This is a genomic window from Pseudomonas sp. TE3786 (assembly GCF_054057335.1).
Genome location: NZ_JBSRZF010000001.1, coordinates 350678 through 367017, shown reverse-complemented (window position 1 = coordinate 367017; position 16340 = coordinate 350678). Strand labels below are relative to the sequence as shown.

Annotated in this window: 20 protein-coding genes and 1 pseudogene; 13 read left to right on the top strand and 8 right to left on the bottom strand. The window is 60.0% G+C overall.

The features are described from left to right. Positions 1 to 275 precede the first annotated feature (275 nt). The 4 genes and pseudogenes from ACVW0Y_RS01675 (at position 276) to ACVW0Y_RS01660 (ending at position 2694) form a co-directional block, all read left to right on the top strand. Positions 276 to 746, top strand: coding sequence for a Dps family protein (locus ACVW0Y_RS01675; RefSeq protein ID WP_457435638.1), 471 nt, complete (start codon positions 276 to 278; stop codon positions 744 to 746). 115 nt (positions 747 to 861) lie between these two features. Further along, positions 862 to 1929, top strand: coding sequence for a GGDEF domain-containing protein (locus tag ACVW0Y_RS01670; protein ID WP_457435636.1), 1068 nt, complete (start codon positions 862 to 864; stop codon positions 1927 to 1929). Between the two features lie 162 nt (positions 1930 to 2091). After that, positions 2092 to 2412, top strand: a pseudogene (locus ACVW0Y_RS01665) (cold shock domain-containing protein membrane protein); the annotation flags it as partial. A gap of 57 nt (positions 2413 to 2469) precedes the next feature. Then, positions 2470 to 2694 carry a cold-shock protein gene (locus ACVW0Y_RS01660; RefSeq protein ID WP_162998724.1) on the top strand — a complete coding sequence of 75 codons (225 nt, stop codon included), beginning with the start codon at positions 2470 to 2472 and terminating at the stop codon, positions 2692 to 2694. A 64-nt stretch (positions 2695 to 2758) separates the two neighbouring features. Here the strand turns inward: ACVW0Y_RS01660 and ACVW0Y_RS01655 are convergent, their stop codons facing one another. After that, positions 2759 to 2965, bottom strand: a complete 207-nt coding sequence (locus tag ACVW0Y_RS01655; RefSeq protein ID WP_457435634.1) for a SlyX family protein — start codon at positions 2963 to 2965, stop codon at positions 2759 to 2761. Positions 2966 to 2968: 3 nt separating this feature from the next. After that, a complete protein-coding gene (locus ACVW0Y_RS01650; protein ID WP_457435633.1) occupies positions 2969 to 3394 on the bottom strand; it encodes an HIT domain-containing protein in 426 nt (141 codons plus the stop codon). An 817-nt stretch (positions 3395 to 4211) separates the two neighbouring features. On the opposite strand from ACVW0Y_RS01650, the gene ACVW0Y_RS01645 reads away from it, so the two are divergent. Beyond that, positions 4212 to 5474 (top strand): OprD family porin, encoded by a 1263-nt coding sequence (locus ACVW0Y_RS01645; protein ID WP_457435631.1) that lies wholly within the window; start codon positions 4212 to 4214, stop codon positions 5472 to 5474. 88 nt (positions 5475 to 5562) lie between these two features. Here the strand turns inward: ACVW0Y_RS01645 and ACVW0Y_RS01640 are convergent, their stop codons facing one another. After that, the gene (locus tag ACVW0Y_RS01640) at positions 5563 to 5970 is read right to left on the bottom strand and encodes a PaaI family thioesterase (protein ID WP_457435831.1); all 408 of its coding nucleotides are present in this window, start codon (positions 5968 to 5970) and stop codon (positions 5563 to 5565) included. A gap of 114 nt (positions 5971 to 6084) precedes the next feature. On the opposite strand from ACVW0Y_RS01640, the gene ACVW0Y_RS01635 reads away from it, so the two are divergent. The 3 genes from ACVW0Y_RS01635 to ACVW0Y_RS01625 are packed head-to-tail and all read left to right on the top strand — an operon-like array spanning position 6085 to position 9373. Beyond that, entirely contained in the window at positions 6085 to 7800 is a 1716-nt protein-coding gene (locus ACVW0Y_RS01635; protein WP_457435629.1) for a proline--tRNA ligase, read from the top strand. Positions 7801 to 7832: 32 nt separating this feature from the next. Next, positions 7833 to 8789, top strand: a complete 957-nt coding sequence (locus tag ACVW0Y_RS01630; RefSeq protein WP_457435627.1) for a hypothetical protein — start codon at positions 7833 to 7835, stop codon at positions 8787 to 8789. Between the two features lie 8 nt (positions 8790 to 8797). Then, positions 8798 to 9373 carry a lytic transglycosylase domain-containing protein gene (locus ACVW0Y_RS01625; RefSeq protein WP_457435626.1) on the top strand — a complete coding sequence of 192 codons (576 nt, stop codon included), beginning with the start codon at positions 8798 to 8800 and terminating at the stop codon, positions 9371 to 9373. An 80-nt stretch (positions 9374 to 9453) separates the two neighbouring features. Here ACVW0Y_RS01625 and ACVW0Y_RS01620 read toward each other — a convergent pair whose 3' ends face one another. Beyond that, positions 9454 to 9729 carry an acylphosphatase gene (locus ACVW0Y_RS01620; protein WP_457435624.1) on the bottom strand — a complete coding sequence of 92 codons (276 nt, stop codon included), beginning with the start codon at positions 9727 to 9729 and terminating at the stop codon, positions 9454 to 9456. Between the two features lie 4 nt (positions 9730 to 9733). Further along, positions 9734 to 10231 (bottom strand): TlpA disulfide reductase family protein, encoded by a 498-nt coding sequence (locus ACVW0Y_RS01615; RefSeq protein WP_457435622.1) that lies wholly within the window; start codon positions 10229 to 10231, stop codon positions 9734 to 9736. A 30-nt stretch (positions 10232 to 10261) separates the two neighbouring features. Between ACVW0Y_RS01615 and ACVW0Y_RS01610 the strand changes: the two genes are divergently transcribed. Then, the gene (locus tag ACVW0Y_RS01610; protein ID WP_457435620.1) at positions 10262 to 11671 is read left to right on the top strand and encodes a PilZ domain-containing protein; all 1410 of its coding nucleotides are present in this window, start codon (positions 10262 to 10264) and stop codon (positions 11669 to 11671) included. A 127-nt stretch (positions 11672 to 11798) separates the two neighbouring features. Further along, positions 11799 to 12191 (top strand): hypothetical protein, encoded by a 393-nt coding sequence (locus tag ACVW0Y_RS01605; RefSeq protein ID WP_457435618.1) that lies wholly within the window; start codon positions 11799 to 11801, stop codon positions 12189 to 12191. A gap of 69 nt (positions 12192 to 12260) precedes the next feature. Here ACVW0Y_RS01605 and ACVW0Y_RS01600 read toward each other — a convergent pair whose 3' ends face one another. Together ACVW0Y_RS01600 and ACVW0Y_RS01595 are read right to left on the bottom strand one after the other, a co-directional pair. Further along, positions 12261 to 12482 (bottom strand): hypothetical protein, encoded by a 222-nt coding sequence (locus ACVW0Y_RS01600; protein WP_457435615.1) that lies wholly within the window; start codon positions 12480 to 12482, stop codon positions 12261 to 12263. A gap of 165 nt (positions 12483 to 12647) precedes the next feature. After that, the gene (locus tag ACVW0Y_RS01595; RefSeq protein WP_457435613.1) at positions 12648 to 13886 is read right to left on the bottom strand and encodes a virulence factor BrkB family protein; all 1239 of its coding nucleotides are present in this window, start codon (positions 13884 to 13886) and stop codon (positions 12648 to 12650) included. 110 nt (positions 13887 to 13996) lie between these two features. Here ACVW0Y_RS01595 and arsC point away from each other — a divergent pair, with 110 nt between their 5' ends. From arsC to ACVW0Y_RS01580, 3 genes are read left to right on the top strand one after another with little or no spacing between them, the layout of a single operon-like run. Continuing rightward, positions 13997 to 14350 carry an arsenate reductase (glutaredoxin) gene (gene arsC / locus ACVW0Y_RS01590; RefSeq protein WP_457435830.1) on the top strand — a complete coding sequence of 118 codons (354 nt, stop codon included), beginning with the start codon at positions 13997 to 13999 and terminating at the stop codon, positions 14348 to 14350. After that, positions 14347 to 14964 carry an NAD(P)H:quinone oxidoreductase gene (gene wrbA, locus ACVW0Y_RS01585; RefSeq protein ID WP_457435611.1) on the top strand — a complete coding sequence of 206 codons (618 nt, stop codon included), beginning with the start codon at positions 14347 to 14349 and terminating at the stop codon, positions 14962 to 14964. Before arsC ends, wrbA begins: the two co-directional genes overlap by 4 nt. Then, complete coding sequence (locus ACVW0Y_RS01580; protein ID WP_457435609.1) at positions 14957 to 15364, top strand: DUF2069 domain-containing protein; 408 nt, start codon at positions 14957 to 14959, stop codon at positions 15362 to 15364. Before wrbA ends, ACVW0Y_RS01580 begins: the two co-directional genes overlap by 8 nt. A gap of 126 nt (positions 15365 to 15490) precedes the next feature. Here ACVW0Y_RS01580 and hda read toward each other — a convergent pair whose 3' ends face one another. After that, complete coding sequence (hda, locus tag ACVW0Y_RS01575; RefSeq protein ID WP_457435608.1) at positions 15491 to 16195, bottom strand: DnaA regulatory inactivator Hda; 705 nt, start codon at positions 16193 to 16195, stop codon at positions 15491 to 15493. Between the last annotated feature and the right edge of the window lie 145 nt (positions 16196 to 16340).

Sequence of the window (16340 nt, the reverse complement as noted above, 5' to 3'; positions counted from 1 at the left end):
GGCGCGGCCCCTCGCAACAAGGTGCGGGAGTATATGACGGATCACGCCTGTCAATAAACCCAAAAACCGAGCCTGGCAAACCCTAAAGCGGCCAATTGAGGAGAAAGTCGACGGAGCACAGCCAAGGCGATAAACCGCTCAGCCGTTCAAGCCAACCATGCATTTGCCCAATAGCATTTATTGACCCAAGCCCCGCGACAGCTCCCCCAAGGCCCATGCTAGGCTCTAGCCATCGATTTAGCCCGCTTCTATCCGTCTGAAAAAGGAGAAACGCCATGGAAATCAACATCGGAATTGCCGAACAGGACCGCGCCGCGATCGCCGAAGGCCTGTCGCGCCTGCTCGCCGACACCTACACCCTGTACCTGAAAACCCACAACTTTCACTGGAACGTCACCGGTCCGATGTTCAATACCCTGCACCTGATGTTCGAGGGGCAGTACACCGAGCTGTCGCTGGCTGTCGACGCCATTGCCGAGCGTATCCGCGCCCTTGGCTTTCCGGCACCAGGCACCTATGCCGCCTACTCGCGCCTGTCCTCGATCAAAGAGGAAGAAGGCGTGCCTTCAGCCGATGACATGATCAAGCAACTGGTGCAGGGCCAGGAAGCCGTGGTACGCACCGCCCGCGGCATTTTCCCGCTGCTGGATAAAGTCAGCGACGAGCCCACCGCAGACCTGCTGACCCAACGCATGCAAGTGCACGAGAAAACCGCCTGGATGCTGCGCAGCCTGCTGGCCGTATAAGCCGCAACCAGAGTAAAAAATGACCGCGGCCCGGCGCAAACCGGGCCTTTCGCTAGGCGCAAGCGGCACTGCTGCTCTATGCTCTGGCAATCGATAGTTTGAACCCGTACGACCCATGAGCCAGCCGCCGAAATTGCCCAGCATTTTAAGTCTCTACCCCGAGGAGACCCGTGAGGCAGCGGACCTACTCAAGCAAGCCGTACCACTGATGATGCGCCACGATATTCCGCCCAACCCCGTGCACTACGCGCTCTGGTACACCTACAGCAAGGGCCAGGAGCCGGAGCTCAATCGGCGTCTCGACAAAACGGTCAAGGATTTCGATAGCTTCCCGCCGGAGACCGCCGCCAAGCTGTTTCGCGACTACGTCATTCGCGGCGAACTGGAAGAAGCCCGCGCCGGCCAGCAGCAAGTAATCGAACTGGTCGACGATATAGAAGGTGGCATCTCCCATAGTGTGACCAGCGGCCAGGCCTATCAGGACAGCCTCACCCACGGCCTGAGCGCCCTGCAGGAACCGCTGGTCGACGACCTGCCCAGCGTGCTCAATGACCTGCAGCAGAGCACCCAGCTGATGCAGGACCAGCAGGAAAAATTCCTCTACCGTCTACGCAGCGCCCAGGAAGAAATTTCCCACCTGCGCGGCCAGCTCGAACGCGCCCATATGGCGGCCACCCTGGATAGCCTGACCAACGTCTTCAACCGCCACGCCTTTACCCGCCTTCTGGAACAGACCCTGGCCCAGGGCCATCAGGGCGTCGCCCTGGTGATGCTGGATATCGACCACTTCAAACAGTTCAACGACCAGTACGGCCACCCGCTGGGCGACCGCGTACTGCAGCATGTCGGTCAGTTGCTGCGCGAACTGCTGCCGCCACAGGCAATGGCAGCCCGTTATGGGGGTGAAGAGTTCTGCGTGATTCTGCGCGACAGCCACGATATGGAAAGCGCCCACGCCTTTTCCGAACACCTGCGCCTGAAAATCCAGGCACTACGGGTCAAGGTGCGGCGCACCGACGAAATCCTCGACACCATCACCGCCTCGTTCGGTGTAGCCCTCGCCGAAGTTGGCGACAACCTGGAAAGCCTGCTTACCCGCGCCGACGATGCCCTGTACCAAGCCAAGCGCAGCGGTCGCAATCAGGTCCACCCTCACCTACCCGAGCCTGCGCTAAGCGCTTGATTTGAGTAGCCCTCCGCTTTGCTGTTAAATACGCTCCGTGCTGCCGCCCCGTGCGGCGCATAGGCTGGTGCCATGCGCGTGTAGAAGCCGATCTTTATTTACGGCAACCCGTGCAAACCAGCTCTTCTGCTGATCCATCCTTATTAAGTGAGCTCATTGCACATGCTGAAAATCGTCCACCTGCTTGTGGGAGTTGCCGCACTACTCCTGTCTTTTATCCCAAGTTTGCACGCCGAAAGTCTTCCCTACCTGCAACAACCCGACGCCATCTACCTTGCCTTGTTCGGCCTGATCAACCTGCTATTGGCACCGCTTTTCCCAATCTGGCACATCGGCGTCCGCCAACAAATACAGGGCCTGGTCAGCGCCCTGCTGGTACTGGCAGTCGTGCTGCAAGTGCTTATTCTGCTGGCACCACTGCCCGTTATCGGTGGCCAGCCTGCCGTTCTGCTCAGCCTGCTCACGGTATTGCTTGCCGTCGTGCTGCATCTGGGTGCCAACCTGCGCATGAACAGCCGTAGCAGCGCAGCTCCACAGGACCTGGGCGACCGCGAGACCGGCACCGTCAAGTGGTTCAACACCTCCAAAGGCTTCGGCTTTATTTCCCGCGACTCCGGCGACGATATCTTTGTGCACTTTCGCGCCATCCGCGGCGAAGGCCACCGCGTTCTGGTCGAAGGCCAACGCGTAGAGTTCTCGGTAATGCAACGCGACAAAGGCCTGCAAGCTGAAGACGTGATTGCCGCCCTGCCGCAACGCCGCTAGTTTTTCGACTGCAATAAAAAACCCGCCAATGGCGGGTTTTTTATTGGCTGCAGCATTCCCTCTATTAATAGTGGGGCGGCGGTGCCTCTTCTTCGGAGATGCCGAAGCCGCTCTGCATATCGTCCTGACGCTTGGCCAGCGCAGCGATCTGCAATTGCAGGCGCTCGATAATCCGCTGCTGACCCACCATCTCGTCGTTCAAGGCCTGAATGGTGTCGTCCTGAAAGGCCAAGCGAGTTTCCAGCTCCATTACGCGCAATTCCAGGCTCATGGCTTACTCCTCGGCAAAGACAAAATCACCGCCCAATACCAGGCGCAACTTGGCTCGGATGGCGGCAACCTGTTCAGCGGCATAGGCCTGCGCCGCAAACTTGCCCCACACCGGTGCCGGCCAGGCTGCGTCAGTACGGCGGCGAACAATCACATGCATATGCAGCTGACTGACCACATTACCCAGGGTGGCAACGTTCATTTTGTCAGCGGAAAAAGTGTCTTTTAACAACTCGGTCAGCGTGACCGTTTCATGCCACAACTGCTTCTGCTCATCGGCACCGAGCTGAAACAGTTCGCTCACTTCTTCCCGGCGCGGAACCAGAATGAACCAGGGATAGTGGTCGTCATTCATCAATAACAAACGGCACAGGGGAAAATCGCCGATCAGCAGGGTGTCGTTCTGCAAACGTGAATCCAGGGCGAACATACACAGGCTCCTACTTATATATATGTACAACTCCGCAAAGGGCGACCCGACGCGGAAAAGGTAGTCGTCGCACAGGATACCCGCTTGAGGGAAAAATCTCGCCACAGCCCGGACGCGCCTGTCCGCCCAGAAAAGAGCACGCCGCCGGTATCACTCTCCCGCGCATCAAAGGGTCGCTTACTTTGCGCACCAAAAAAGCGCCAGGAACTAGCCCGGCGGATTTTTCCATGCACTCAAGCTGTGCACCTTCTGTTACCCAACCACCGCCAAACCCACTTTTGCCGCGTTACTGCCACCAGCAGTAACGGTCGCCACCGCAGACAGGCGCTGCAACGAAGGCACTAATGTGGCCCCACCTGTTGCATTTTTCACTACGCAGCGCTCAACAAATCACACAAGGGAACTTTTTCTCTGGGCTTTTGGCTTTTGTGCACGCTAATTGCTTTATGCCTAGCAAGATCAATGAGCACCGACACCAACAGTGTTTGTGTACCTTGCTTAGTACAACAGTTAACTCCCGGGACAAGAATTAACTGCTGGACTGTACAGGGGATTAATGAGACCGGTTTTATCGGTTCTTTAATCATCAGAAATCACAGGAAAGTTAATCGCTAGGATGCAAGCGTAAAACTACGAATTTGCGACATGCCACATAAGCTTTTGCGACATCGTCGTTAAGAATTTGTAAGGACCATGCACTATCTGTCGCCAACAATGTCGCCGTGATATAACTTAGCGCCGACACAAAAAGAAAGAGCCGCCCATACAACAAATAAGATGGGCAGCGCAACTCTTCTAAACCAAAGGAGCAATCACGATGCAAGTGATGAAGTGGAGCTTAATCGCCCTAGCAGTAGCGGGCAGCACCCAACTGGCTGTAGCCAGCGAACAGTCCGACTCTAAGGGCTTTGTAGAAGACAGCAGCCTCAGCGTTTTGGCTCGCAACCTCTACTTCTCCCGTGACTTCCGCAACAACACCTCTGGCAACAGCCAAACTCGTGAATGGGGCCAAGGCTTCATCGGTACTTTCGAGTCCGGCTTCACCCAAGGCCCCGTAGGTTTCGGCGTTGATGCAATCGGCCTGGCCGGCATCAAACTGGACAGCGGTCGTGGTCGTAACGGTTCCGGCCTGTTCCCGACTGACAGCGACGGCAAATCGCAAGACAGCTACGGCGAGTCGGGCGGCGCAGTCAAAATGCGCGTTTCCAACACTGTTCTGAAGTACGGCACCCAGTTCACCGCAATGCCGGTGTTCGCCACTGACGACAGCCGTCTGCTGCCAGAAACCACCGAAGGTTTCCTGGTCACCAGCAAAGAAATCGAAGGCCTGGAACTCAACGCCGGTCACTTCACCGCTTCCAACGCTCAATCGGAAACCAACCACGACAGCCTGGGCCTGACAAAAGCCGACGTATTCGGCGGCACCTATGCCTTCACCGACTCCCTGAGCACCACCCTGTACTACTCGAAAGTAGAAGACTACTGGCGCAAGTACTACGTCAACGTCAACTACACCTTGCCGTTGGCCGAAGACCAGTCCCTGGCCTTCGACTTCAACCTGTATGACACCAAGAGCTCGGGCAAAGACCTGTACACCGCCTTTGACGGCGACAAACTGGACAACACCGTTGCCAGCATCTTTGGTTCCTACACCATCGGCGCTCACACCTTCGGTCTGTCGTACCAGCAAGTTTCCGGCGACGGCGACTATGGCTACGGCGTAGACGGCGGCGGCACTGTGTTCCTGGCCAACTCCATCGCACGTTCCGACTTCAACGCTGAAGACGAGCGTTCGTACGGCGCTACCTACAAGCTGGACTTCGCCACCCTCGGCGCTCCCGGCCTGACCTTCATGACCCGCTATGTAACTGGTAAAGATGCCAACGTTACCAGCACTAATGACGGTAAAGAGTGGGAACGCGACGTAGACGTTAAGTACGTTCTGCAAGACGGCCCAGCTAAAGACCTGAGCCTGCGCGTTCGTCAAGCCACTTATCGTTCGGGCGACGGCACCTACTACGGTTCGCCTTCGATCGACGAACTGCGCCTGATCGTTGAATACCCACTGAGCATTCTGTAATCCAGAACTCAGCAGGTAATTCGATATAAGAAAAGCCCGGCATTAGCCGGGCTTTTTTTCGTCTGCTAGCTGACAACAAACAGCACATTCAAATTGGCAACGCGTAAGTTCCCGTTACATGGGCCACTAGATTGTCATCATCTCCCGCCGAATATAACGACACTTCGCAAACCGCCTGACGCCGACTTAGTTTGAGTATTTGCGCATGGGCAATTAAGTCCACCGGCTTGGGTTTGGCCAGAAAGTTGATGTTCAGATTGGCGGTCACCGCCATCTCCACCCTGCCCAACCGACCGAGCACCACGGCGTACATTGCGGCGTCAGCCAAGGCCATGATGGTCGGCCCCGAAACGGTGCCGCCGGGGCGCACCAATTTGGCCTGGAAGGGCACGCGCGCGTAGGCGCTGTCGGCATCCAGGCGATCAATGCACAGGTCGATATCTTCGGCCATCGGCACCCCAAAGCGGATCAGCGCTTGTACTTGTTCGGCAGTCAAAGCTGTCACTCGAAACCCCTTACATTGCAGTGGCCTGAATCCTGTACGCGGCAGTACAGGCCCCGTACAATGCCGAGCACTTCCTTGCCTTCGCAACTGATATAACGGCCAAACATGCGTACCAGTCAGTATTTGCTCTCGACCCTGAAAGAAAACCCAACCGACGCCGTCGTGGTCAGCCACCAGCTTATGCTGCGTGCCGGCATGATCCGCAAACTGGCCTCAGGCCTGTACACCTGGCTACCAATGGGCCTGCGTGTTTTGCGCAAAGTGGAAACCGTCGTTCGCGAAGAAATGAACGCCGCTGGCGCTCTCGAAGTGCTGATGCCGGCGATTCAACCGGCTGAGCTGTGGCAGGAATCCGGGCGCTGGGAACAGTACGGCCCTGAGCTGCTGCGTTTGAAAGACCGTCACGGCCGTGAGTTCTGCGTGGGCCCGACCCACGAAGAAGTGATCACCGACCTGATGCGCAACGAACTGAGCAGTTATAAACAGTTGCCCATCAATCTGTACCAAATTCAAACAAAGTTCCGCGATGAAATCCGTCCGCGCTTCGGTGTGATGCGTGGCCGCGAGTTCACCATGAAGGACGCCTACTCCTTCCACAGCGACCAGGCGTCCCTGCAAGAAACCTACGATCGCATGCACCAGGCGTACTGCAATGTGTTCAGCCGCCTGGGCCTGAACTTCCGTCCTGTACAGGCCGATACCGGCTCCATCGGCGGCACCGGCTCCCACGAATTCCACGTACTGGCCGAGTCCGGTGAAGACGATATCGCCTTCAGCAACGTCTCCGACTACGCCGCCAACGTCGAAAAAGCCGAAGCCATTCCGCGCGAAAGCGCCCGTGGCACCGCTAGCGAAGAAATGCGCCTGGTCGACACCCCGAACGCCAAGACCATCGCCGAGCTGGTGGAAGGCTTCAACCTGCCGATCGAAAAAACCATCAAGACCCTGGTGGTGCACGCTGCCGAGGAAGGCAAGCTGGTCGCGCTGATCGTTCGTGGCGACCACGAGCTGAACGAAATCAAGGCCGCCAACCTGAAACTGGTTGCCAGCCCGCTGGAATTCGCCAGCGAAGCCGAACTGCGCAACGCCATTGGTGCCGGAGCCGGTTCCCTCGGCCCGCTGAACCTGCCACTGCCATGCGTGATCGACCGTTCGGTAGCCCTGATGAGCGACTTCGCCATCGGTGCCAACATCGACGACAAGCACTACTTCGGCGTGAACTGGGAGCGCGATCTGCCGCTGCCGGAAGTGGCCGACCTGCGTAATGTGGTGGCCGGCGACCCAAGCCCGGATGGCCAGGGCACGCTGGAAATCAAACGCGGTATCGAAGTTGGGCATATCTTCCAGCTCGGCAGCAAATACAGCGAAGCAATGAACTGCACCGTGATGGGCGAGAACGGCAAACCGGCCATTCTCAGCATGGGTTGCTACGGCATCGGCGTGTCCCGCGTAGTGGCTGCGGCCATTGAGCAGAACAACGACGAGCGCGGCATTCTCTGGAGCGATGCCCTGGCACCGTTCCAGATCGCCCTGGTACCGCTGCGCTACGAAAACGAAGATGTGCGCGCGGCCACCGACAAGCTGTATGCCGACCTCACCGCCGCCGGCTTCGAAGTGCTGCTGGATGACCGTGACAAGAAAACCAGCCCCGGCATCAAGTTTGCCGACATGGAACTGATCGGTATCCCGCACCGCATCGTGGTCAGTGACCGCGGTCTGGCCGAGGGCAATCTGGAATACAAAAACCGTCGTGACACCGAGGCGCAAGCCATTCCGGTGGCCGAGGTGTTGTCCTTTATCCAGGCCCGTACCGGTCGTTGATTGTCAGCCCAAGATTGTTAACTCGAGCCCCCATGTTCAAGCCACGTTCCACCCGCCTCATCGGCACCGCCTTGTGCGGTGCCTTGCTGCTCAGCGGCTGCGCCAACCATATGTCGCAGCGTGCCGAGCGCGAGGAGCGCGCTGAGCGCAAATTGCTCAACCACAGCCTGCAGATCGACGTGGGGCAACCCAACGTGCTCGAGCTGCCGCAGCGTCGTATACGTATTCAGGACCAGAAAACCTTCGAGGTCACTGAGTACGAAGTCACCCGTATTTACGACCGCTACACGCCTTATCAGGCCTGGCGCGAATTGTACGAAGTGCCCTTGGGCGCGGTCGCGGTGGTGGCAGGTGTGGGGGCCAACGTGCTGAACGTGGTGTTGCTCGGCAACGTGCCGGAAACCGCTACCAAAGGCTGGATCGACTATGGCTTCGCCGGTCTCAACCCGTTTATGAACACCCAGTCCAACGGGCGCTCGCAACAGAACCTGGCGAAGATCAACGAACAACAGAAAGACAAACGCACCGAATATTCCAGCCTGCCCTGGGCCGAGCGCCCGGTGCTGGTTACTGCCGGCCCGCAAACCCACGAGCTGAGCACCGACCGCAATGGCGTGCTGCGCCTGAACCTGCTCGACGGCCCGTTCGCTGAACAGGATGTCAGCCGCGTCGGCAAGTTGCTGCTGAGCGTCGAAGACGAGCAAGACAACACCCGTAGCGAGGCCAGTCTGCAAGTCAGCAAAACCCTGCGTGGCAAGCTGCTGGAAGCCCATGCACTGATCTACGATGACCTCGAAGACGACGAGGTTTCGCAGTGGGTACACCGGGTCAAACGCCTGTCCGACCTTGGCCTGGAAGAAGAAGCCAATGAGCTGGAACAAAGCCTGATCGAACTGACCCGCAACGACCCCGAGCTGCAGCAGGAATTCCTCACCTCGCTGCGCAAGGACGCCGGCCGCCTGGTGGCCGATCCGGGCACCAGTAACTGAGCCACGCCATGACCGCGTGCACGCGCCTGGCGCTGTTCTTTTTACTGGCGCTGGCCCTGCCGCTGAGCGCCAACGTGCGCCAGGCTCCCGAGCCGGAGCTGCGTGACCTGCTGCAGCGCACCGTGTCCGAAGCCGACAGCTTTGTGGATCGCTACGACGCCGAGGTCTGGCTGCTGGATATGTCCACCCGGCTGAGCCGCTATATACCTGACGCCGAAGAGCGTCTGACGCTGCTCAAGCAGGTGCACCACGAAGCCAGCAAAGCCGGCCTCAAGCCGGACCTGGTGCTGGCCCTGATCCATGTCGAAAGCCGCTTCAACCGCTTCGCCATTTCCTCGGTCGGTGCCCAGGGCATGATGCAGGTGATGACCTTCTGGAAAGCCGAACTCGGCCGCGAACAGGACAACCTCACCGACAACGCCACCAACCTGCGTTACGGCTGCACCATCCTCAGCTACTACCTGAAGAAAGAGAATGGCGACATGAACCGGGCGTTGGCGCGCTACAACGGCAGCCTCGGCAAAAATACCTATTCGGGAAAGGTGGTTGGTTACTGGCAGGATTATTGGTACGTGAAACCCTGAATAGCATCGCGGCTGAAGCCGCACCTACAGTCAGCACAATCCGTAGGAGCTTCAGCCGCGATTGGTTTGCCCCTTTCAGCTCAGCCGCGAACAATAAACCCGGCAATCCCCTGCAGCGGATGTTCTTGCAACTCCACCGCCGTCACCTTGGCCTTCTTCGGCCCGGTTTCCAGCCAGACCGCCAACTCGCGCACGGCCTCTTCCTCGCCTTCCACCAACACTTCAACCCGGCCATCGGCCAGGTTGCGCACCCAGCCGTCGAGGTCCAGACGCGTGGCTTGGGCCTCGGTGCTCTGGCGGAAAAATACGCCCTGCACCTTGCCGCTGACATAACCGTGTAAACAGATGCGCGCCATGCCGTCACTCCTTCGCTTGCAGTTCAGCCAGGCGCTTGCTCAGGCCCGCTGCGGTTTGCTCGCCCATCAGGCGCTCGCGCACCTGGCCTTTGGGGTCGACCAGATAGGTCACCGGCAAGGCCTCGCTGCGCGGCAGCTTGAAGCGTTCGCCGGGGTCTTGGGCCAGTACGGTGAAGCGGATGCCCATGGCGTCGGCAGCCTTGCCCAGCGCTTCACTCTGCAAGGCATCGAAGTTCACTCCCAATACCCGGATGTGGCGGTCCTTGAGTTGCTCGGCCAGGGCGTTCAGTTCGGGGATCTCGGTACGGCAGGGAGCGCACCATTGGGCCCAGTAATTAATAACTAACCACTGGCCTTCCAACTGCTCAGCCGTTACCTTTCGTCCATGCTGATCGACACCAAAGTCTTCAGCACAGCCGACCAAAAGAAGCCCGGCACATAACCCCAAGGCAATCTGCCCCATGAGCACTTTTTTAATGACCATACGCAGCAGCGCTGCCATGCATTCGATCCTTATACCTGCAGGGTTGATATGACCCTGGACGCTCTACGCCTTGAGGTGCCAGAACTCCTCGACGAAGCCGCCGCACCGCTGGCCGACCTCAACGAGCGGCTGGCAGAGGCGCGTCGGCAATCGCACGAAAGCGCGCTGCACCTGGTCCTGGGTCTGCTGTTTCGCCTCAATCGCAGCGCCATGACCTTACTCGAAAGGCAACGCGCGCTGCAAAGCCTGAGCGAAGAGTACCGCCACTACGCCGAGTTCTACCGCCACGGTGCCACGCCGTCGATGCTGTTCGTGCGCTTCTGCGGGGAAATGGCCATCGGCTTCAAACGCCTGCTGCTGCAGATTCTCCAAGGTCGGCAACCTTCACGCCCACACCTGGCCTGGTGCCTGTATATGGCCCAGCACTTTCTCGCGCAGAGCCTGCTGCGGCATTACCAGCTGTATCAGGAACCACCCGCCAGTCTGTGGCGCGACAGCCACTTGCTGTATTGGATCGGCGAACACCAGGATTGCCTCGACGAGCCGGTGGCCGCCGCCTTCCACCCATTGCCGGCGAGCACCCTGCGTGGCCTTTACCAGCAGATGCTGTTGCTGGCGTTGAGCAACCCCTTCCACCTGGCCGAAGGCGAAGGGCCGGTATTGTTCAGCGCCCTGGCACCGCTGGCAAAGCTGGCGCGTCTGCTGCCTTGGGATGACGAAGACGAGGCCGAAGGGCCGGTGGTCGATCTCACCGAAGCGCAGCCCTGTCTGACCTTCGAGCAGCAGGTCGAGGGCGACCCCGCCTACCTGCGCCGCTTCGAACTGGGTGCCTTGTTGGTCGCCCTGCACGAGCCGGCACCGCTGCAGACCGAGCAGGAAGGCGAACTGCTGCAACGGGTCCGTCATCATTGGTTGGGCCGTCAGCAACGCCGCCATGAACGCTCCGATCAGGTCGGCGATTGCAGCCTGGTGGTTGGCCTGACCGCCATCCATGCGCAACTGCTGGAACATCGTCCGGGCCACTGCGCCGCGCAGATGCTCGACACCAGCCCTGGCGGCGCACGCCTGCTGTGCCATGTCGATCAGGGCCGTTTGCTGCCAGTCGGGCAGTTGCTGCTGCTATTGACCAATAGCGGCACACCCACCCTGGCCCTGCTGCGCTGGCGCCACCAGAACGCCGATGGCCTGCACCTGGGCCTGCGCTATCTCAAGGGGCTGCCGCGCCCGGTGTGGCTGCGCCGCAGCCCCAGCACGCAAACCCACCCGGGGGTGCTGCAAAGCACGCCGGTCAGCGGTGGCGGCTGGAACCACGGCCTGTGGCTGCCCAACGGCCAGTTCAGCGCCGGGGAAAACCTCTGGCTGCAACTGGTCAGCGTAAACAACCAGGCGGCCCTGCCCCTGCCCCCTGCCAACCTCGAAACCGCCTCGGTCAGTCGTCATCCCCTGAAGCTGGCCTAATGGTCAAAACTGCGAGACTGGTCACGCGGGGCGGCGGCCAAGCGCACAGTTTGCTTGCACCGGCGTGCCTATAATTTCGACCGCCTGTCCTATAACTCCCAATCTAAAAATCAGCCCGGAAGCCACCATGTCCCAAGCCCACGACAAGCTGATCGGCCCAGTGCCATCACGTATCACCGACGCCGCCCGCCTGGCCGTGACCGAGTACGACGGTCGCGTTGCCGACTTCAACGTCGCTGCCTGGCTGCAACTGCCCGGCCTGGCCAATCTGCCGGTGTCACTGATGATCAGCTACCGCGATGCCGGTGCGCGCCGCGAAGTGTTGGTGGACCACGGCAAGGTGAACGCCCAGGGCAAGATTCTGCTGTCCGGCATCGGCCGCTTGCCGGTGAAACAGAAGATCGAAGATATGCAGGTGTGCCTGCGTTCGGCGATTCCGGCCACCAGCCTGGTGGTGGAAGAACTGTTCGTTCAAGCCGTGGAATTGGCCGTAGCCCAGAGCCAACAAGCCTTGGCCTGAGCCTTCCCAACGAACGTCTGAAAACCCCGCGCACTGTCGCGGGGTTTTGCGTTTATGGGGTGTGGGTTTCTAGCGAGGGGTAGCGTTGCAGGTGACACGCTCGGGGGCAAACTCGACCTCAGCATCCTGCTGCGCAGCAACGGGCGCACGGGGCACCAACGACTCCGGCCAGCGGGCGAAATTCAGCCCGGTGATGCGTTTGAGTCCTTCCAGTGCATGTTCTGGATGGGTGTGTTGCAGGGCAATCACGGTGCCGTGCTTTTTCGCGGTATGGCTCTTGGGGTTACTCATAGCACCCGAATTCCTTGGCTAGTCCGTGCCAGGCTGGCAGTTTGATAGCTATCTGCGAGGGAGAGAGCCAAAAGCGTGCCAACTGTTTTTACATCCATTTCGTGGGCTACAGCGCCCCACAGGCCGCTGTAATCCGCAGCCCTACGCGCAAACTGACATTTTTTGTCAGTCGGCACCACCCTCCGCGGCCGGGCCTGCTTGCAACCATTGCATCAGGCTAGCCCCGAACAGCTCCGCCTGCTCGTCATGCAGGGCCTTGAGTGCCGCGCGCAAGCCGGGATACCAAGCCTCATCCAGCTGCGTCGGCAGTTGCTCCAGACGCGGCATCGGCCACGGGCTGTGCAGCAACAGCTGATGCAGGCTGTACTGGCCCAGATCGCGACACAGCACCCAGCCGCCACCACTGGCGCGGCAAATCAGCAATTCGTTTTCAAGGAACTCGACGATCTCGTCCCACTCATCCTCCGGCAAGCGCCAGCCTTGCGCATGCACATCATCCAGGCGCAGTACCTCACCGCGCACCTGGGCATCGTGAAACCTGCGCAGCAACCCGAGCATCACCAACAGGCGTGGCAATGCGCGACGACGCCAGTGCCGCGAGGAACCGAGGTTGCAGGCCAGCTCGGCACCGAAAAGCACAATCAGCCAGGACAGATACACCCACAGCAGAAACAGCGGCACTGTGGCGAAGGCGCCATAGATCAGTTGGAAACCGGGAAACAAGCGCACGTACAAACCGAACAGGGCCTTGGCCACCTCGAACAACACCGCGGCGAACACCCCGCCCAACAGAGCGTTCTTGATCGGTACCCGAGTATTGGGCACCGAGGCGTAGATCAGGGTGAAGGCCGCCACGCTGGACATCAGCGGCGTCAGGCGCAACACGGTCTCGGCACCGATCAGCGCATCTGGCCCGGAAATCAGCGACAGCGAGGTGATATAGGTGCTGACCACAAAGCCCACACCGAGCAGCAACGGGCCCAGGCTGAGAATCGCCCAATAGAGCAGAAAGCTGGAAATCCCGCGACGCGGCTGACGCACACGCCAGATATTGTTCAGGGCCTTTTCCACCGTTACCAACATGGCGAAGGCCGTGACGGCGAGAAACACCACACCGATCCAGGTCAGTTGCCGTGCCTGGGTGGTGAAGTTATTCAGGTACTCCTGCACCATCTCGCCGGAAGCGGGCAGAAAGTTATGGAAGATAAAGTGCTGAATCTGCTCGCCCACACCGGAAAACGCCGGCACCGCCGAGAGCATGGCAAAGGTCACCGTCATCATCGGTACCACCGCGAACAGCGTGGTATAGGTCAGCGCCGCGGCACTGTTGGGACCATGGTCGGCCAGAAAACGCCGCAACAGGAATCGCCAGAATTCCACAAAATCATCGAAACCTTGGCGCATGCCCACTCCCTTGTTAGTAGTAAATCGCCGCGCCAACGCCCCAGGCTGTTCAGGCAAAGCGGCCGACGCGGGTAGAATAGCCGCCACCCTAGGCAAGATGCGACATGCACATGACCGACCTGACGCTTTATCACAACCCGCGCTGCTCGAAATCCCGTGCCGCGCTGGAGCTTCTTGAAGCCCGTGGCCTGCAACCTACTGTGGTGCGCTACCTGGAAACGCCACCCAGCGCTGCCGACATCACTGCCCTGCTGAGCAAACTGAAGCTGTCTGCACGCGAGCTGCTGCGCAGCGGTGAAGAGGAATACAAAACCCTCAACCTGAGCGATGCCAGCCTGAGCGAAGCGCAGCTGATCGCCGCCATGGCTGCCCACCCCAAACTGATCGAACGGCCGATTCTGGTGGTCGGCGAGCACGCCGTGATTGGTCGCCCGCCTGAGCGCGTGCTGGAGTTGTTGCCATGAGCCAGCCGTACATTCTGGTGCTCTACTACAGCCGCCACGGTGCCACCGCCGAAATGGCCAAGCAGATCGCCCGTGGCGTGGAGCTCGCCGGCCTGGACGCACGCCTGCGCACCGTGCCCGCCATCTCCACCGAATGCGAAGCCGTAGCTCCGAGCATCCCGGCCGAAGGCGCGTTGTACGCAACGCTCGACGAGTTGAAAAACTGCGCCGGTCTGATCCTTGGCAGCCCTACCCGCTTCGGCAATATGGCCGCCCCGCTCAAATACTTTCTCGACGGCACCAGCAGCCTGTGGCTGACCGGCGAACTGGTGGGCAAACCCGCCGGCGTATTCACCTCTACCGCCAGCCTGCATGGCGGCCAGGAAAGCACCCTGCTATCGATGATGCTGCCGCTGCTGCACCACGGCATGCTGATTGCCGGCCTGCCTTACAGCGAAGCCGCGTTGCTGGAAACCCGGGGTGGCGGCACGCCCTACGGCGCCAGCCACCACGCTGGAGCCGACGGCAAACGCGCCCTCGACGAACATGAAATCAGCCTTTGCCGCGCCCTCGGTCAACGCCTGGCCCACACTGCATTGCGCCTGCGCGCCCCGTTGGAGAACACCCGTGGCTAAAACCCCCAAGCCCCTGCCATCACTCGAGTGGCTGGCCCCACGCCTGAAAGTCAGTCGCGTACTTACCTTGATCAGCTTCTTCGCCCTGGCCGCCCTGCTGCTGACCTGGAACCTGGTCTACGCCGACCTGCACGGCGCGCGCACCTGGGTGATCCTCTGCATCGAACTCGGCCCGCTGGCCTTGCTCGCCCCCGGCTTGCTGCTGGGCAACGCCCGCGCCCACGCCTGGACCTGCTTCGTGGTCAACCTGTACTTCATCAAGGGTGTGCTTGCCGCATTCGACCCGAACCGCAGCTGGTTGGGTTGGACTGAAAGCGTGCTGAGTCTGGCGCTATTCACCAGCGCACTGCTCTACACGCGGTGGCGGTTTCAGCATGACCGGAAGTTGGCGGGCGAGTAATTTGTTCCCCTGGAAAACCAATCGCGACTGAAGCCGCTCCTACGCAATGAGCTAACCCGTAGGAGCGGCTTCAGCCGCGATAGATCTCAATACAGAACGAAGACTTTCATCCAAAGGCAGTGGTGATCACCAGCCCAGGGTTTCTTTCAAGAAGGGAATGGTCAGCTTGCGCTGCGCCTGCAGCGAGGCCTGATCCAGCTGCTCGAGCAACTCGAACAGCGCACTCATGCTGCGGGTGCCACGGGTGAGGATAAAACGCCCCACCTCATCGGTCAGGTGCAACCCGCGGCGCGATGCGCGCAGTTGCAGGGCACGCAGCTTGTCTTCATCGGCCAGGGTCTGCAGCTGAAACACCAGCGCCAGGGTCAGACGTGATTTCAGGTCCGGCAACTGCACCAGCAATTCCCGCGGCGAAGCACTGGCCGCCAGCAAAAGGCGTCGGCCGCTGTCACGCAAGCGATTGAACAGATGGAACAGCGCCTCTTCCCACTGCGCATTGCCAGCAATCGCATCCAGATCATCCAGACATACCAGCTCGCACTGCTCCAGGTTGTCCAGCAACTCCGGACCGTGTTGCACCACCTCGGCCAGCGGCAGATACACCGCCTGCTCACCACGCTGCTCAAAGCGCAGGCACGCAGCCTGAAGCAAATGCGTACGCCCTACCCCGTCGCTGCCCCACAGGTACATCAGGCTTTCCGTCCAGCCGGCCTCGGCCTCGCACAACCGCTCGACATAGCCGAGCGCCGCGGCATTGGCCCCGGGGTAATAGTTCGCAAACGTGGCGTCATCGCGCAGACGCACACCAAGGGGGAGCTGTATCGGTTTCATGCGGGAGTAAGGCGGTTCCGGGTGGCACCAGGGAGGCGCGCAGCAAAGGGGGCGAAGTTTATCGGCTTCTGCGCGCTAAGTCATTGATGGCAAAAGCCAACCTGCTTAATTGGCGTCGTGGGGCTCGGGTCTGCTGAGTTTTCCA

Bases quoted from the DNA above. Each gene is read 5' to 3' on its own strand.
- ACVW0Y_RS01595 (WP_457435613.1), bottom strand. From the start codon at position 13,886: ATGCGCCAAGGTTTCGATGATTTTGTGGAATTCTGGCGATTCCTGTTG.
- ACVW0Y_RS01600 (WP_457435615.1), bottom strand. From the start codon at position 12,482: ATGAGTAACCCCAAGAGCCATACCGCGAAAAAGCACGGCACCGTGATT.
- ACVW0Y_RS01625 (WP_457435626.1), top strand. From the start codon at position 8,798: ATGACCGCGTGCACGCGCCTGGCGCTGTTCTTTTTACTGGCGCTGGCC.
- ACVW0Y_RS01630 (WP_457435627.1), top strand. From the start codon at position 7,833: ATGTTCAAGCCACGTTCCACCCGCCTCATCGGCACCGCCTTGTGCGGT.
- ACVW0Y_RS01605 (WP_457435618.1), top strand. From the start codon at position 11,799: ATGTCCCAAGCCCACGACAAGCTGATCGGCCCAGTGCCATCACGTATC.
- ACVW0Y_RS01610 (WP_457435620.1), top strand. From the start codon at position 10,262: ATGACCCTGGACGCTCTACGCCTTGAGGTGCCAGAACTCCTCGACGAA.
- ACVW0Y_RS01620 (WP_457435624.1), bottom strand. From the start codon at position 9,729: ATGGCGCGCATCTGTTTACACGGTTATGTCAGCGGCAAGGTGCAGGGC.
- ACVW0Y_RS01650 (WP_457435633.1), bottom strand. From the start codon at position 3,394: ATGTTCGCCCTGGATTCACGTTTGCAGAACGACACCCTGCTGATCGGC.
- ACVW0Y_RS01655 (WP_457435634.1), bottom strand. From the start codon at position 2,965: ATGAGCCTGGAATTGCGCGTAATGGAGCTGGAAACTCGCTTGGCCTTT.
- hda (WP_457435608.1), bottom strand. From the start codon at position 16,195: ATGAAACCGATACAGCTCCCCCTTGGTGTGCGTCTGCGCGATGACGCC.
- ACVW0Y_RS01615 (WP_457435622.1), bottom strand. From the start codon at position 10,231: ATGGCAGCGCTGCTGCGTATGGTCATTAAAAAAGTGCTCATGGGGCAG.
- arsC (WP_457435830.1), top strand. From the start codon at position 13,997: ATGACCGACCTGACGCTTTATCACAACCCGCGCTGCTCGAAATCCCGT.
- ACVW0Y_RS01645 (WP_457435631.1), top strand. From the start codon at position 4,212: ATGCAAGTGATGAAGTGGAGCTTAATCGCCCTAGCAGTAGCGGGCAGC.
- ACVW0Y_RS01670 (WP_457435636.1), top strand. From the start codon at position 862: ATGAGCCAGCCGCCGAAATTGCCCAGCATTTTAAGTCTCTACCCCGAG.
- wrbA (WP_457435611.1), top strand. From the start codon at position 14,347: ATGAGCCAGCCGTACATTCTGGTGCTCTACTACAGCCGCCACGGTGCC.
- ACVW0Y_RS01635 (WP_457435629.1), top strand. From the start codon at position 6,085: ATGCGTACCAGTCAGTATTTGCTCTCGACCCTGAAAGAAAACCCAACC.
- ACVW0Y_RS01675 (WP_457435638.1), top strand. From the start codon at position 276: ATGGAAATCAACATCGGAATTGCCGAACAGGACCGCGCCGCGATCGCC.